The sequence below is a fragment of the Pseudomonas frederiksbergensis genome (genome assembly GCF_017114915.1).
Taxonomy (GTDB): domain Bacteria; phylum Pseudomonadota; class Gammaproteobacteria; order Pseudomonadales; family Pseudomonadaceae; genus Aquipseudomonas; species Aquipseudomonas frederiksbergensis_I.
The window spans coordinates 19,594-34,136 of sequence record NZ_JAAUOE010000002.1; the positions used below are offsets into that span (position 1 = coordinate 19,594).

General features: G+C 61.7%; 14 protein-coding genes. 13 read left to right on the plus strand and 1 reads right to left on the minus strand.

The genetic code is table 11. The annotated features are described in order from the left end of the window. Positions 1–14 precede the first annotated feature (14 nt). From mscK to trxC, 3 genes are all read left to right on the plus strand, one after another. A complete protein-coding gene (gene mscK / locus HCU66_RS01610; RefSeq protein WP_205886717.1) occupies positions 15–3,365 on the plus strand; it encodes a mechanosensitive channel MscK in 3,351 nt (1,116 codons plus the stop codon). A gap of 48 nt (positions 3,366–3,413) precedes the next feature. After that, complete coding sequence (selO, locus tag HCU66_RS01615) at positions 3,414–4,877, plus strand: protein adenylyltransferase SelO (RefSeq protein WP_205886718.1); 1,464 nt, start codon at positions 3,414–3,416, stop codon at positions 4,875–4,877. A gap of 114 nt (positions 4,878–4,991) precedes the next feature. Continuing rightward, positions 4,992–5,429 (plus strand): thioredoxin TrxC, encoded by a 438-nt coding sequence (trxC, locus tag HCU66_RS01620; RefSeq protein ID WP_205886719.1) that lies wholly within the window; start codon positions 4,992–4,994, stop codon positions 5,427–5,429. Between the two features lie 3 nt (positions 5,430–5,432). Here the strand turns inward: trxC and HCU66_RS01625 are convergent, their stop codons facing one another. Then, complete coding sequence (locus HCU66_RS01625) at positions 5,433–6,203, minus strand: ParA family protein (RefSeq protein ID WP_205886720.1); 771 nt, start codon at positions 6,201–6,203, stop codon at positions 5,433–5,435. Positions 6,204–6,558: 355 nt separating this feature from the next. On the opposite strand from HCU66_RS01625, the gene HCU66_RS01630 reads away from it, so the two are divergent. From HCU66_RS01630 to HCU66_RS01675, 10 genes are read left to right on the plus strand one after another with little or no spacing between them, the layout of a single operon-like run. Further along, on the plus strand, positions 6,559–7,284 hold the full coding sequence (locus HCU66_RS01630) for a beta-ketoacyl synthase chain length factor (RefSeq protein WP_205886721.1): 726 nt from the start codon (positions 6,559–6,561) through the stop codon (positions 7,282–7,284). Then, positions 7,260–8,072: a lysophospholipid acyltransferase family protein gene (locus tag HCU66_RS01635; RefSeq protein ID WP_205886722.1), complete on the plus strand. Its 813-nt coding sequence runs from the start codon at positions 7,260–7,262 to the stop codon at positions 8,070–8,072. The genes HCU66_RS01630 and HCU66_RS01635 overlap by 25 nt, the downstream gene beginning before the upstream one ends. Then, complete coding sequence (locus HCU66_RS01640) at positions 8,050–8,325, plus strand: phosphopantetheine-binding protein (protein WP_205886723.1); 276 nt, start codon at positions 8,050–8,052, stop codon at positions 8,323–8,325. Before HCU66_RS01635 ends, HCU66_RS01640 begins: the two co-directional genes overlap by 23 nt. Before the next feature lie 9 nt (positions 8,326–8,334). Then, positions 8,335–8,589, plus strand: coding sequence for an acyl carrier protein (locus HCU66_RS01645; protein ID WP_205886724.1), 255 nt, complete (start codon positions 8,335–8,337; stop codon positions 8,587–8,589). Beyond that, entirely contained in the window at positions 8,586–9,131 is a 546-nt protein-coding gene (locus HCU66_RS01650) for a COG4648 family protein (protein WP_205886725.1), read from the plus strand. Before HCU66_RS01645 ends, HCU66_RS01650 begins: the two co-directional genes overlap by 4 nt. Further along, positions 9,128–10,810, plus strand: a complete 1,683-nt coding sequence (locus tag HCU66_RS01655) for an acyl-CoA synthetase family protein (RefSeq protein ID WP_205886726.1) — start codon at positions 9,128–9,130, stop codon at positions 10,808–10,810. Before HCU66_RS01650 ends, HCU66_RS01655 begins: the two co-directional genes overlap by 4 nt. Beyond that, positions 10,803–11,537, plus strand: coding sequence for a glycosyltransferase family 2 protein (locus HCU66_RS01660; RefSeq protein ID WP_205886727.1), 735 nt, complete (start codon positions 10,803–10,805; stop codon positions 11,535–11,537). The genes HCU66_RS01655 and HCU66_RS01660 overlap by 8 nt, the downstream gene beginning before the upstream one ends. Continuing rightward, complete coding sequence (locus HCU66_RS01665) at positions 11,534–12,481, plus strand: LpxL/LpxP family acyltransferase (RefSeq protein WP_205886728.1); 948 nt, start codon at positions 11,534–11,536, stop codon at positions 12,479–12,481. Before HCU66_RS01660 ends, HCU66_RS01665 begins: the two co-directional genes overlap by 4 nt. Then, positions 12,462–14,006, plus strand: a complete 1,545-nt coding sequence (locus HCU66_RS01670; RefSeq protein ID WP_205886729.1) for an HAL/PAL/TAL family ammonia-lyase — start codon at positions 12,462–12,464, stop codon at positions 14,004–14,006. The genes HCU66_RS01665 and HCU66_RS01670 overlap by 20 nt, the downstream gene beginning before the upstream one ends. Next, the gene (locus HCU66_RS01675; RefSeq protein WP_205886730.1) at positions 13,999–14,424 is read left to right on the plus strand and encodes an acyl-CoA thioesterase; all 426 of its coding nucleotides are present in this window, start codon (positions 13,999–14,001) and stop codon (positions 14,422–14,424) included. Before HCU66_RS01670 ends, HCU66_RS01675 begins: the two co-directional genes overlap by 8 nt. Positions 14,425–14,543: the final 119 nt, after the last annotated feature.

The following is a 14,543-nucleotide window of genomic DNA, read 5'->3' on the forward strand; positions in this document are numbered from 1 at the left end:
TTCGATCGGTCTCTATGTCAACTCTGCGCACCTTTTTCGTCATGGCCCTGCTGGGTTTGAATCTTTCCATCAGCACGTTGCAAGCCGCCGAACCGCCGTCCAGCGAAGCCGTGCAGACGAGCCTGAACAAGATCGCCGACCGCAAACTGCCGGAAGCCGATCAGAAAGCCCTGCAAGCGGTCCTGCAGGGCACGCTCACCCAGCTCAACAACCAGCGTGATTACGATCAAAAACTGATCGATCTCAAGCAGCAGTTGGCCAATGCGCCGAAGCAGAACATCGAGAATCAGCGCGAACTGACCCGCCTCAAGGCCACTAAAGTGGTGCCGGTGGCGCAACGCTATGCCAAAGAGACGATTCAGCAGCTCGAACAACTGTTGACCGAACGCTCCACCCAGCAAAGCGATCTGCAGAAAGCCCTGGCCGAAGCGAACAGCCTGATCATTACCGCCCAGACCCGCCCCGAGCGCGCCCAGGCTGAGATCTCTGCCAGCCAGACGCGCATCCAGCAGATCAACAACATCCTCAAGCTCGGCAAGGACAGCGGCAAGACCCTGACTGCCGAGCAGCGCGATCAGCTCAACGCCGAGCTCGCGGCGCTCAACGCCTTGATCCCGTTGCGTCGCCAGGAACTGGCCGGCAACAGCCTGTTGCAGGACTTGGGCAACAGCCAGCATGACTTGCTGTCGGAAAAATCCGATCGCCTGGATCAGGAGATCCAGGACCTGCAAACCCTGATCAACCAGAAACGCCTGGCCCAGTCGCAAGAGACGGTGACCCAGCAGTCCATCGAGGCGCAGAAGGCCGGCGGCAGCAGCCTGCTGGCCACCGAAAGCGCGGCCAACCTGAAGCTCTCCGACTACCTGCTCAAAAGCACTGACCGCCTCAACGAAGTCACCCAACAGAACCTGCAGACCAAGCAGCAACTGGACAGCGTGACCCAGAGCGATTCGGCGCTGGACGAACAGATCAACGTGCTCAAGGGCAGCCTGCTGCTCTCCAAGATTCTCTACAAACAGAAACAGGCCCTGCCGCGTCTCAGGCTTGACCGCGACCTGGCCGATCAGATCGCCGACATTCGCCTGTATCAGTTCGAAGTCAGTCAGCAACGGGAACTGCTCAGCAACCCGATCACCTATGTCGACAACCTGCTGGCCTCTCAACCGCCCGAGCAAGTCACCCCGCAACTGCGCAAGAGCCTGCTGGAACTGGCCACCACCCGCGCGGATCTGCTGGAGCGCTTGAATCGCGAACTGAGCGCGGTACTCAACGAATCCATCACCCTGCAACTCAACCAGAAGCAACTGCTCAGCACCGCGCAAAGTCTGAGGGCTACGCTGGACGAGCAAATGTTCTGGATCCCCAGCAACAAGCCGCTGGATCTTGAGTGGGTGCACAGCGTGCCGGACCGCCTGCAACGTCAGGTCAATACCCTGCCGTGGGCTTCGAGCCTGAGCGAACTGACCGATGGCCTGACGCAACGGCCGCTGCTGTTCCTGCCGCTGGCGTTGCTGATCGGTGCGCTGCTGTGGCGCCGCAAAAACCTTTATGCCCGCCTGAACAAAGTTCACCAGGACATCGGCCACTTCAAGCGCGACAGCCAGTGGCACACCCCGCAAGCGATTCTGATCAACATTCTGCTGGCGATGCCGGTCTCCCTGGGTCTGGCCTTGTGCGGCCTGGCCTTGCAGATCGACGCCCGGGGGCAGAACGCCAATATGGGCGCGGCACTGCTGCAAATGGCCCAGGCCTGGCTGGTGTTCTACACCGCCTACCGCATCCTTGCGCCGGGCGGCGTGGCCGAACTGCACTTCCGCTGGGAAAAGCCCCAGGTCGAATTCCTTCAGGGCTGGATTCGCCGGCTCGGGCTGGTGGTGATGGCCCTGGTGACCGTGGTGGCCGTCGCCGAACTGCAACCGGCGGCGCTGGCCGATGACGTGCTCGGCATGCCGGTGGTGCTGACCTGCTACGCCTTGATGGCCTGGCTGCTCAGCCGCCTGCTGGTCAGCAGCCCAACCCACGAAAACGCCTCGCTGTTCCGCAAGGCCGTGGGAGTCATGTTCACCGTCCTGCCGATCGCGTTGTTCGTCGCGGTGTGCTTCGGCTACTACTACACCGCGCTGAAACTCAGCGACCGATTGATCAACACCCTGTACCTCTTGATGTTCTGGCTGGTGATCGAAGCCACCTTCGTGCGCGGCCTCGCCGTTGCGGCACGGCGCCTGGCCTATCAGCGCGCCCTGGCCAAACGCCAGGCCGCGAAAGAGGCCGGCGACGGCGAAGCGGTGATCGAAGAACCAACCCTGGACATCGAGAAGGTCAACGAACAGTCGCTGCGACTGATCCGCCTGGCCCTGCTCGGCGGCTTCATCGCGGCGCTGTACTGGGTCTGGTCGGACCTGATTTCGGTGTTCTCGTACCTGGACAACATCACCCTCTACGAATACACCAGCGGCACCGGCGCCAACATGAGCATGGTGCCGATCAGCATCGGCGACATGCTCGGTGCTCTGATCATCATCGGCATCACCTTCGCGCTGGCGCGCAACCTGCCGGGTTTGCTGGAAGTGTTTGTGCTGTCGAAGCTGAACCTGGCCCAGGGCAGTTCCTACGCCACAACCACGTTGCTGTCCTATGTGATCGCCGGTGTCGGTTTCGTTTCGACCCTGTCCACGCTCGGCGTGAGCTGGGACAAGTTGCAATGGCTGGTGGCGGCGCTGTCGGTGGGTCTTGGTTTCGGGATGCAGGAAATCTTCGCCAACTTCATCTCCGGCATCATGATCCTGTTCGAACGCCCGGTGCGGATCGGCGACACCATCACCATCGGCAACCTGTCGGGCACGGTGAGCAAGATCCGCATCCGCGCCACAACCATCACCGACTTCGACCGCAAGGACATCATCGTCCCGAACAAGACGTTCATCACCGGGCAATTGATCAACTGGTCGCTGACCGACACCATCACCCGGGTGACCCTCAAGCTCGGCGTCGACTACGGCTCGGACCTGGACCTGGTGAAAGAGCTGCTGCTCAAGGCAGCCCGGGATAACCCGCGCGTGCTGAAGGATCCGGAACCCCATGTGTACTTCCTGAACTTCGGCGAAAGCACCCTCGACCACGAGTTGCGCATGCATGTACGTGACCTCGGTGACCGCAACCCGGTGCTTGATGAGGTCAACCGTTTCATCAATCGCGAATTCAAGAAGCAGCACATCAACATCTCGTTCCGGCAGATGGAGGTCTACCTCAAGAACCTTCACGGCCAGGAGTACAAGATGGTGCCGATCGAGCCGGAAGCCAAAACCATCGTGCCGGTGGCCGACGGCAAACCGCGGCAAGAGCCACCCTCTGTCGAACTCGACTAAGCGCGCTATCCCTAGCAGAATGCTCGGACATTCTGCTGGAGATGGCCGTTGAAAGCCCTCGACGAACTGACCTTCGACAATCGCTTCGCCCGCCTGGGCGACGCGTTCTCAACTCATGTGCTGCCCGAGCCCATCGCCGCTCCGCGATTGGTGGTCGCCAGCCCTGCCGCCATGGCGCTGCTGGACCTGGACCCGGCCGAAGCCCAGACGCCGGTGTTCGCCGAGCTGTTCGGCGGCCACAAGCTGTGGGCCGAAGCCGAGCCGCGGGCGATGGTCTATTCCGGGCATCAGTTCGGCTTCTACAACCCACAGTTGGGCGACGGTCGCGGCCTGTTGCTGGGCGAGGTCTATAACGAAGCCGGCGAGCACTGGGACCTGCACCTCAAGGGTGCCGGTCAGACGCCGTATTCACGCATGGGGGATGGACGCGCGGTGCTGCGCTCGTCGATCCGTGAGTTTCTCGCCTCCGAAGCCCTGCATGCCCTGAACATCCCCACCACTCGTGCACTGTGCGTGATCGGCTCCGACACGCCGGTCTGGCGCGAGAAACAGGAACGCGCGGCCATGCTCTTGCGCCTGTCGCCGAGCCATGTGCGCTTCGGGCATTTCGAATTCTTCTACTACACCAAACGCCCCGAGCAGCAGAAAGAACTCGGCGAGCACGTGCTGGCCATGCATTTCCCGCACTGCCTGGAACAACCGGAACCGTATCTGGCGATGTTCCGCGAAATCGTCGAACGCAACGCTGAACTGATCGCCAAATGGCAGGCCTACGGGTTCTGCCACGGCGTGATGAACACCGACAACATGTCGATCCTGGGCATCACCTTCGACTTCGGCCCGTTCGCCTTCCTCGACGACTTCGACGCCCACTTCATCTGCAACCACTCCGATGACCAAGGCCGCTACTCCTTCAGCAACCAGGTACCGATTGGCCAGTGGAACCTCAGCGCCCTCGCCCAGGCCCTGACGCCGCTCATCAGCGTCGAAGCCCTGCGCGAAACCCTCGGCCTGTACCTGCCACTGTTCCAGGCCCACTACCTGGACCTGATGCGCCGCCGCCTCGGTCTCACCACTGCCGAAGACGACGACCAGAAACTGCTGGAGCACCTGCTGCAACTGATGCAGAACAGCGGCGTCGATTACAGCCTGTTCTTCCGCCGCCTGGGCGAAGAGTCACCGGAACTGGCCGTCGCCCGTTTGCGCGATGACTTCGTCGACATCAAGGGCTTCGATGCCTGGGGCGAGCTGTATATCGCCCGGGTTGCTCGCGAAGGTGAGGTTGATCAGGAACTGCGCCGCGAACGGATGCATGCGGTGAATCCGCTGTACATCCTGCGTAACTATCTGGCGCAAAAAGCCATCGATGCAGCGGAGAGCGGCGACTATTCAGAAGTGCGTCGCTTGCATGCAGTGCTGAGCAATCCGTTCGAGGAACAGCCGGGGATGGAGAGCTATGCCGAGCGGCCGCCGGAATGGGGCAAGCATCTGGAGATCAGTTGTTCGTCGTGAATGAAAAGGCCCTCTTTGCAACCGAAGAAGAAAATGGTCTGAAACCTATCTCCTTGATAAAGACCATCTTCGACTCCAGATCAATTTCATGAACTGCCCAACTGAGAGCCAATCATGACTGACCCACTCCTCATCCCCTGCCCCCACTGCAATGGCCTGAACCGCATTCCTGCCGAGCGTCTCAACGACCATCCAAAGTGCGGTCGCTGCAAAACCGAGGTCTTGCTGAACAAGCCGTTCGAATTGAAGCAGGGCGATTACGCCAGTCAGATCAAGGGCGACCTGCCGTTGCTGGTGGATGTGTGGGCAGATTGGTGCGGGCCGTGCAAGTCGTTTGCACCGGTGTTCGAGCAGGCGGCGGGGCAGTTGGCGGGCAAGTGTCGACTGGCCAAGCTGGACAGTGAGGCGAACCAGCAGTTGTCGGCGCAATTGGGGATTCGCTCAATCCCGAGTCTGATTCTGTTCAAGAACGGCCGGGAAGTGGCTCGCCAGAGCGGGGCCTTCCCGTTACCGCAGTTGATGAGCTGGTTGCGTAGTCAGGGGATCTTTTGATTTTCAGGCATTTTCCAGCAAGTTATGCAGGTCGACGAATTGCTGGGTCAGCTTGTGTCGCGGGTCGAGGTGGATCAGCGGCGTATTGGCCTGGTGGGATTCGCGCATGCGCACCGAACTGGCCAGGTACACCGGCAACACCGGCAACCCTTCGGCGATCAGCTCGTCGAGGATTTGCTGGGGCAGGCTGGCGCGAGCCTGGAACTGGTTGACGACGATGCCTTCGACTTCCAGCCCTTCATTGTGGTCATCCTTCAACTCTTCGATTTCCGCCAGCAGGCCATACAGCGCCTGACGCGAGAAACTGTCGCAGTCGAAGGGGATCAGCACGCGATCAGCGGCGATCAAGGCAGAGACGGCATAGAAATTCAGCGCTGGCGGAGTATCGAGGTAGATGCGGTCATAATCGCCGTCCAGCTCCTCAAGCAATTTGCGCAGCTTGTTGATCTTGTGTTTGGCCTCAAGCTTGGGCTGCAAGTCAGCCAGCTCGGCGGTGGCGGTGATGACGTGGAGGTTGTCGAACGGGGTTTCGTAGATGTCGACCTGGTTTTTCTTTGAAAATGGCCCGGAGGACAGCGTCTGTTTAAAGAAGTCGGCGATGCCCATCGGGATATCATCACCGGTGAGCCCCGTCAGATATTGAGTGGAGTTGGCCTGGGCATCGAGATCCACCAACAACGTGCGATAACCCTCGCTGGCACTGACCGCCGCCAGATTGCAGGCAATGCTTGACTTGCCCACGCCACCTTTCTGATTGAACACCACGCGCCGCATGACAAAACCTCCGTGTATCAAAGAATGACCGAGTGTAGTAGTCCACAACGCTGCTTAGCTACCTCGCCAGCATCTAGACTACACAGACAAAGGCAAATCTCCGGCGGAAAAACCGCCAACTCGTCCAGCGACAGGCGACAGAGCCGACAGACAGGTCCGCTGCAATGTGGATAATGGCCAAACGACAGCTTTTTGCGAACCAGACGGTACATTTCATTGCGCAAAATGTAACCAGCATTTGCTACACACCCGCAGCACCGGGATAATGCGCGCCACTCGGCGTTAAGCGCCACGTCACGTCAGCCGCGGCTTTTGCGACTCACCGCGTTAAAGGAAGCCCGCAGGGGCGGGATAAATGTCTGTGATCAACTTCAACATCGCCCAATGGCGCGCGTGGGCCCCTGGGCTTGAAAGCGTGGATGATTGGCAGGCCTGGAGCCGACAACCGGTCGTGCTCGAGCCCAGCGATGCCGCCCCGGATGTGTCGTTTCTGCCGGCCATGCAGCGCCGGCGACTCAGCCGTCTGGCGCGGATGGCGTTCAGTGTCGGCTGGCCCTTGGCCGATGGTCGCCAGGACCTACCGTTGGTCTTTATTTCCCGCCACGGCGAAACCCCGCGCACTTTCGAAATTCTTAGCGATCTGGCGACCGACCAACCGTTGTCGCCCACCCAGTTCAGCCTGTCGGTACACAACGCGGTCATCGGCCTGTGGTCGATCATGCGTGGCGAAACCAGCGAAATGACGGCCCTCGCCGCGGCCGGCGATGGCCTTGAACACGGCATGCTGGAGGCGGCGGCGCTGCTTGAGGAAGGCGCGCCCGCGGTGCTGCTGGTGGTGACCGAAGAGCAACCGCCCGCCGCGTACTCGGCCTGGATTGACGACGTGCCTTTCCCTTACGCGGTCGGTCTGTTGATCACTCCCGGTAATCAGTGGCAGCTGTCGCTGAACAGCACTTCGCAAGCGTTGTCCAAAGCCCGCTGGCCCCATGCCCTGAATCTGTTGCGTACCCTGCTCGGCCAGCAGACTACCTGCCAACATGCCTGGAAAAATCGCGTATGGACCTGGCAACGCAACCTGTAACCGATAAAAACCGCGACGCCTACTACTGGCGCCTGCTGGCCACCGCCGCAAGCTTCGCCCTGTTCGGGTTGGGCGGGCTATGCCTGCGACTGGTGGTGTTCCCGCTGCTGAGCTGCCTGCCGGGAGACGCCCAGGCCCATCGTCAGCGTGCGCGGCAGACCGTCAGCCGGTGCTTCTGGTTTTTCATTCGATTCATGGCGCGTAGTGGCGTGCTGACCTATGACATTGAAGGGGCGGAAAAACTCGGGCGACCAGGCCAGATGATCGTCGCCAACCACCCCTCGTTGATTGATGTGGTGTTTTTGATCGGCCTGGTGCCTCACGCCAACTGCGTGGTCAAGAAAAGCCTCTGGGAAAACCCGTTCACCCGCGGTCCGCTACGCTGTACCGAATACATCAGCAACGATGGCAGCATGGACATGCTCGACGCCGCTGCCGACGCGCTGAAAAGCGGTCAGACCCTGATTATCTTCCCCGAAGGCACCCGCACCCGACCCGGCCAACCGCCGGCCTTTCATCGGGGGGGCGCGGCAATTGCCTTGCGTGGTGCGAGAATCCTCACCCCGGTGATTATCAAGGTCAACCCGACCACATTGACCAAGGCCGAACCCTGGTATCGGATCCCCAAACGCCGCGTGCACTTCAGTTTCCGCGTCGGGGCCGATATAGATCCACAGGCTTTCGCTACGCAAGGACCTGCGCCCCAGGCCTCGCGCAAGCTCAATGACTATTTGCACTCTTACTTTATCAAGGAGCTCGCCGAAGATGAGCGATCAGAACACCGTTAGCCTGATGCTGGAAATCAAAGAGCTGATCATCGAGGCCCTGGGCCTCGAAGACATCAGCGTCGACGACATCGGTGACGACCAGACGTTGTTCGGCGAAGGCCTGGGCCTGGACTCGGTGGACGCGCTGGAGCTCGGCCTGGCGATCCAGAAAAAGTACGGTATCAAAATCGATGCCGACGCCAAGGACACCCGCAATCACTTCACCAACGTGGCGAGCCTTGCGGCATTCGTCACTGCAAAACAGGCAGCTTGAGACCGGACCATGCAAACTCGTGACGACATTTTCAACACCCTGCGCGATGCTCTGGTCGAACTCTTCGAGCTGGACCCCGAGCGCATCAGCCTGGGGTCCAACCTGTATCAGGATCTGGAAATCGACAGCATCGATGCGGTCGACCTGATCGATCACATCAAACGCCAGACCGGCAAGAAAATCGCCGCCGAAGAATTCAAATCGGTGCGTACCGTCAGCGACGTGGTCGAGGCGGTTTACCGTCTGGTTCAACCGGCCGCATGAGCCGACTGATCGGCCTTGGCTTGCTGTTGGCAGGCCTGCTGTACCCCTTTGCGGTGTATTTCGGCATGGAGCATTTCGCCCCGTGGCAGTTCGGTCTGCTGCTGGGTAGCCTGTGGCTGGCGCGGGCGCTGACCGGCGAGCGGCGCCCCGGAAGCCTGTGGATGTCCACGGCCGCTATTGCGTTCTGCCTGCTGCTGGCAGTGTTCAACAGCCCGGTGCTGCTGCGCTGGTACCCAGTGCTGATCAGCGCGTTCATGTTGGTGCTATTTGGTCTTAGTCTGAAATATGGCCCACCGATGGTCGAACGCCTGGCCCGACTGCGAGAACCGGAATTACCGCCCAGGGCCATTCGCTACACCCGCCAGGTGACGATTGCCTGGAGCGTGTTTTTTCTCTGCAACGGTTTGTGCGCCGCCGCCCTGACTCTTTGGGCGCCGCTGAGCTGGTGGATGTTGTACACCGGCCTGATCTCCTATGGATTGATCGGCCTGATGTTTGCCATTGAATGGCTGATACGACAACGGGTACGAGGCCACCCATGAATTGGATAAAACTTGAGCAACTGTTGCTCAAGGCTCAGCCGGAGCGTGCCGTGACGGCCGAACCGGCGTTGAATCATGCGCAATTGTGCGACCGGGCCCTGAGCCTGGCTGCCGGCCTGCAAGCCCAGGGTGTGCAGCGCATGGCCGTGCACCTTGAGGACGCCGCCGACCTGGCCATTGCCCTGCTCGGCGCCTGGCGGGCCGGGGTCAGCGTACTGCTGCCCGCCGACCTGCAAGCACAGACGCGCCAGCGCTGGTCGACTGAGGTCGATCTGTGGCTGACCGATCAGGCCGACGATGCCCACCTGAGCGATTATCGGCATCCGCCACTGCCAGCCAGGCAACTGGACCTGGATCGCTGTCAGCTGAGCCTGTGTACCTCCGGCTCCAGTGGCGAACCCAAGCGCATCGATAAAACCCTGCGCCAATTGGCCAATGAAGTCGCCGCACTGGAGCAGCTGTGGGGCGCCGATCTGGGCCAGGCCTGCATCATCGGCAGCGTCGCCACCCAACACATCTACGGCTTGCTGTTTCGGGTGCTGTGGCCGTTGTGCGCCGGGCGTTCATTCGTACGCAAGCAACTGGCCTTCCCGGAAGACTTGCAACGCGCCAGCCGCGAACACCCGGCCTTCGCCTGGGTCGCCAGCCCGGCGCTGCTCAAACGCATGGGCGACAACCTCGACTGGCCAGCGCTGAGCGCAGTGCGTCGAGTGTTCTCCTCCGGCGGCGCGTTGCCCGCCGAAGCCTCGCAAAGCCTGTACGAACGCCTGCGACAATGGCCGACCGAGATCTTCGGCAGCTCGGAAACCGGCGGCATCGCCTGGCGTCAGGGCCAGGATCTCTGGCAACCCTTCGCCGACGTACAGCTGAGCCAGGACAGCGACGGCGCCCTGCTCATCGCATCGCCGTACTTGCCGGCGGGCCATATCGAACACACCGCCGATGCCGCGCGCATCGCCGCCGACGGCCGTTTCGAGCTGCTGGGACGACTGGACCGGATCGTCAAACTGGAAGAAAAACGAATCTCGCTACCGATGCTTGAACACGCGCTGATGGCTCACGCCTGGGTCGCCGAAGCGCGCCTGGGCGTGGTTCAGGAAAACCGCGCCTCATTGGGGGCCCTAGTGGTGCTCAGTGAGCGAGGCCTGCATGCCTTGCGCAATCAGGGTCGGCGCAGCCTCACTCAAGCCTTGCGTCTGCATCTGAGTCAGCATTGTGAAACCCTGGCCCTGCCACGACGCTGGCGCCTGTTGCGGCAACTGCCGCTGAACGCCCAGGGCAAACTGCCCCAGGCCGAAGTTGAAGCCTTGCTGCTGGCGCCCCGCCCAAAGGCGCCGCACGTGCTGGAGCAGGTCGAAGTCGATGGCGAGTGGAGCCTGCAACTGGCCGTCCCGCCGGACCTGGCGTACTTCACCGGGCACTTTCCCCGGGCGCCGGTATTGCCCGGTGTGGTGCAGGTGGAGTGGGCATTGAGCCTGGGTCAGCAATTGATGGACCTGCCGGCAAAATTCGCCGGCATGGAAGTGCTGAAATTCCAGCAACTGGTGCGTCCCGGCGATGAAGTCCAGTTGCATCTGCGCTTCGACCCCGTACGCGGCAAATTGTATTTCGCCTATCGCAACGAGTCCGCCACCTGCTCCAGCGGGCGGATTTTGCTGGAGGCTGCCAGCGATGCATAACCCCTGCGCCGTAATCCCTGTCTACAACCACGAAACCGCAATCACTGCCGTGGTCGATGCGCTGCTTGCCTGTGGCCTGCCATGCATTCTGGTGGACGATGCCAGCAGCCCCGCCTGCGCCAAGGTGCTTGACCGACTGGCCCAGCGCGACCGGGTTTACCTGATCCGGCTCACGGTCAATCAGGGCAAGGGCGGCGCGGTGATGACCGGTCTGCGGGAGGCTTCGCGCCTGGGCTTCAGCCATGCCTTGCAGGTGGACGCCGACGGCCAGCACGACCTGCAAGACGTCAAAGTCTTCATCGAATACTCACGCAACCATCCCGAGGCGGTGATCTGTGGCTATCCGCAATACGACGCCAGCGTGCCGAAAGGTCGTTTGTGCGCCCGTTACCTGACTCACGTCATGGTCTGGATCAACACCCTGTCGCTGCAGATTCGCGACTCAATGTGCGGCTTCCGCGTCTATCCCTTGCCGCCGACCCTGGCTCTGATCGACTCGGCCAGGATCGGCAAACGCATGGATTTCGACTCCGACATTCTGGTGCGCCTGGCCTGGCGCAATCAGCCGATGCAATGGCTGAAAACCCGGGTCCATTACCCTCTGGATGGCGTCTCGCATTTCCGGCTGTTCCACGACAATGTACTGATTTCGAGCATGCACACCCGGCTGTTTTTCGGCATGTTGCTGCGGGCACCGGTGATCCTCTGGCGACGGTGGCGAGCATGAGCGGCAACGCAGATAACCAGCATTGGGCCGACCGCCAGGAGCGCGGCAGCTTCTGGATGATGAAGTTCACCGCTTTGTGCGCAAAAGTCCTGGGGCGCCGGCTGTTGAGCCCGCTGCTGTATGGCATCGTGCTGTACTTTTTCCTGTTTGGGCGCAGCGCCCGCCAGAGCGCCTGGCAATATCAGCAGCGGCTCGCCGACTGGAGTGGTCGCTGGGAATTGCGCCCGACCCATTGGCGGGTGTTCGGCCAGTTCATGGCTTTCGCCGACTCCATGCTCGACAAACTCGACGTGTGGAACGGCAAGCTGAGCATCGAGCAGATCGAAATCATCGACCCGGCGCTGCTGCGCAACCAGCTGCGCGGCACACGTGGGCAAATGCTGGTGGGCGCGCACCTGGGTAATCTCGAGGTCTGCCGGGCGCTGGCCGAGATCGGCGAGAAAGTCACCATGAACGTGCTGGTGCACACCAAGCACGCCGAACAGTTCAACCGCCTGCTGGGTGAAGCCGGGGCGACCAATCTGCGGCTGATTCAGGTCAGCGAGCTCGACCCGGTGATCATGCTGCAACTGCATGAACGCCTGGAGCGCGGCGAATGGCTGGCGATTGCCGGCGACCGCGTGCCGCTGCATGGAGGCCGCAGCGTGACGGTGGATTTTCTCGGGCATCAGGCAGCGTTTCCCCAAGGCCCGTGGTTGCTGGCCGGTCTGCTGAAATGCCCGGTCAATCTGCTGCTGTGCCTGAAGAAACCCACGGGTGACTATCGACTGACCCTTGAGCCGTTCACCGAAGCGGTGGTGTGGAAACGCGGCGACCGTGAACAGGTCATTCATCAGTGGGCCTCCCGCTACGCCGAACGCCTGGGTCACTATTGCCTTGAAGCGCCCCAACAATGGTTCAACTTTTACCCTTTCTGGAAGACCGATGACGACGCCAACGCTTGAGCCGGTAACCTTCGGCGAACTCCCTTTGCGCATCGAAGACGTGCTGGCCCTGGCCAACCGTCAGGTGCCGACGCAGTTGCAGGGCGACCCCGCGTTTCGCCAGCGCATCGCCAAGGGCCCGCAGTTCCTTGACACCCTGCTGGACAAGGAAGGCGTGATCTATGGCGTGACCACCGGTTATGGCGACTCCTGCGTCGTCGCGGTACCACTGCATCACGTCGAGGCGTTGCCCCGTCATCTGTACACGTTCCACGGCTGCGGCCTGGGCAAACTGCTCGACGCCCAGGCCACCCGTGCGGTGCTGGCGGCGCGTTTGCAGTCGCTGTGCCACGGCGTATCCGGGGTGCGCGTGGAGCTGCTGGAGCGCCTGCAAGCGTTCCTCGAACACGACATCCTGCCGCTGATTCCGGAAGAAGGTTCGGTGGGCGCCAGCGGTGATCTGACGCCGCTGTCCTACGTCGCCGCGACCTTGTCCGGCGAGCGCGAAGTGATGTTCCGCGGTGAGCGCCGTCAAGCCGCCGACGTCCACCGCGAACTCGGCTGGGAGCCGCTGGTGCTGCGTCCCAAAGAAGCACTGGCGCTGATGAACGGCACCGCCGTGATGACTGGCCTCGCCTGCCTGGCTTACGCCCGCGCCGATTACCTGCTGCAACTGGCCACCCGCATCACCGCGCTGAACGTGGTCGCGTTGCAAGGCAACCCGGAGCACTTCGACGAGCGCCTGTTTGCCGCCAAACCCCATCCGGGGCAGATGCAAGTCGCTGCGTGGCTGCGCAAGGATCTGGCAATCGATGCGCCGACCGCGCCACTGCATCGCCTGCAAGACCGTTATTCCCTGCGTTGCGCGCCCCACGTGCTCGGTGTACTGGCTGACAGCCTGAACTGGCTGCGCTCGTTCATCGAGATCGAACTCAACAGCGCCAACGACAACCCGATCATCGACGCCGAAGCCGAACGCGTGCTGCACGGCGGGCACTTCTACGGCGGTCACATCGCATTCGCCATGGACAGCCTGAAAAACCTGGTGGCCAACGTCGCCGACTTGCTCGACCGCCAGCTCGCACTGCTGGTGGACGAGCGTTACAACCATGGTTTGCCGAGCAACCTGTCCGGCGCCAGCGCCGACCGTGCGATGCTCAACCACGGCTTCAAGGCCGTGCAGATTGGCGCCAGCGCCTGGACCGCCGAAGCCCTGAAAAACACCATGCCGGCCAGCGTTTTCTCACGCTCCACCGAATGCCACAACCAGGACAAAGTCAGCATGGGCACCATCGCCGCCCGCGACGCCATCCGCGTACTGGAGCTGACCGAACAGGTCGCCGCCGCCACGCTGCTGGCCGCCAACCAGGGCGTCTGGCTGCGCGGCCAGGCTGAAGACGCGCGCCCACTGCCACCGGCCCTGGCCGCGATGCACGAAGAACTGGCCAAGGACTTCCCGCCGGTCATCGAAGACCGTGCCCTGGAAGGTGAATTGCGCCTGTGCCTGCAACGCATCGCCGAGCAACACTGGAGGCTGCATGCGTAGCAAGGGAGTGCTTCACACCGACACGGAAATCCTCGTACCGTTCTTTGACGTCGACACCATGAACGTGGTCTGGCACGGTCATTACGTCAAATACCTGGAAGTCGCCCGCTGTGCGCTGCTGGACAGGATCGGCCACAACTACGACGCCATGGTTGCGTCGGGTTACGCCTGGCCGGTGATCGACTTGCAGCTGCGCTATGTGCGCGGCGCCGTGTTCGGCCAGAAGCTGAACGTGCGCGCCAGCCTGGTGGAGTGGGAAAACCGCCTGAAGATCAATTACCTGATCAGCGATCTGGCCACCGGCGAGCGCCTGACCCGCGCCAGTTCCGTGCAGGTCGCCGTCAACATGAGCAGCCGCGAGATGCAGTTGGCCTCACCGAAAGTGTTCACCGACGCGGTTGAAAGGGTGCTCGCATGAACCTGCTGACAACCCTCTGTAGCAGCTGGCGAAGCCTGCGTTCGACTGCGCAGCAGTCGCCACCGGATCTGTCTGACGCACCGCGCGTTGAGGTTTTACGACGGCTTCGCCGCCGGACG

What these genes read in the sequence shown, in the direction of transcription:
- HCU66_RS01635 (WP_205886722.1), top strand. Translation starts at nt 7,260, where the DNA reads ATGGACCTGGCAACGCAACCTGTAACCGATAAAAACCGCGACGCCTAC.
- HCU66_RS01670 (WP_205886729.1), top strand. Translation starts at nt 12,462, where the DNA reads ATGACGACGCCAACGCTTGAGCCGGTAACCTTCGGCGAACTCCCTTTG.
- HCU66_RS01655 (WP_205886726.1), top strand. Translation starts at nt 9,128, where the DNA reads ATGAATTGGATAAAACTTGAGCAACTGTTGCTCAAGGCTCAGCCGGAG.
- HCU66_RS01660 (WP_205886727.1), top strand. Translation starts at nt 10,803, where the DNA reads ATGCATAACCCCTGCGCCGTAATCCCTGTCTACAACCACGAAACCGCA.
- HCU66_RS01645 (WP_205886724.1), top strand. Translation starts at nt 8,335, where the DNA reads ATGCAAACTCGTGACGACATTTTCAACACCCTGCGCGATGCTCTGGTC.
- HCU66_RS01675 (WP_205886730.1), top strand. Translation starts at nt 13,999, where the DNA reads ATGCGTAGCAAGGGAGTGCTTCACACCGACACGGAAATCCTCGTACCG.
- HCU66_RS01640 (WP_205886723.1), top strand. Translation starts at nt 8,050, where the DNA reads ATGAGCGATCAGAACACCGTTAGCCTGATGCTGGAAATCAAAGAGCTG.
- trxC (WP_205886719.1), top strand. Translation starts at nt 4,992, where the DNA reads ATGACTGACCCACTCCTCATCCCCTGCCCCCACTGCAATGGCCTGAAC.
- HCU66_RS01650 (WP_205886725.1), top strand. Translation starts at nt 8,586, where the DNA reads ATGAGCCGACTGATCGGCCTTGGCTTGCTGTTGGCAGGCCTGCTGTAC.
- HCU66_RS01630 (WP_205886721.1), top strand. Translation starts at nt 6,559, where the DNA reads ATGTCTGTGATCAACTTCAACATCGCCCAATGGCGCGCGTGGGCCCCT.
- HCU66_RS01665 (WP_205886728.1), top strand. Translation starts at nt 11,534, where the DNA reads ATGAGCGGCAACGCAGATAACCAGCATTGGGCCGACCGCCAGGAGCGC.
- mscK (WP_205886717.1), top strand. Translation starts at nt 15, where the DNA reads ATGTCAACTCTGCGCACCTTTTTCGTCATGGCCCTGCTGGGTTTGAAT.
- HCU66_RS01625 (WP_205886720.1), bottom strand. Translation starts at nt 6,203, where the DNA reads ATGCGGCGCGTGGTGTTCAATCAGAAAGGTGGCGTGGGCAAGTCAAGC.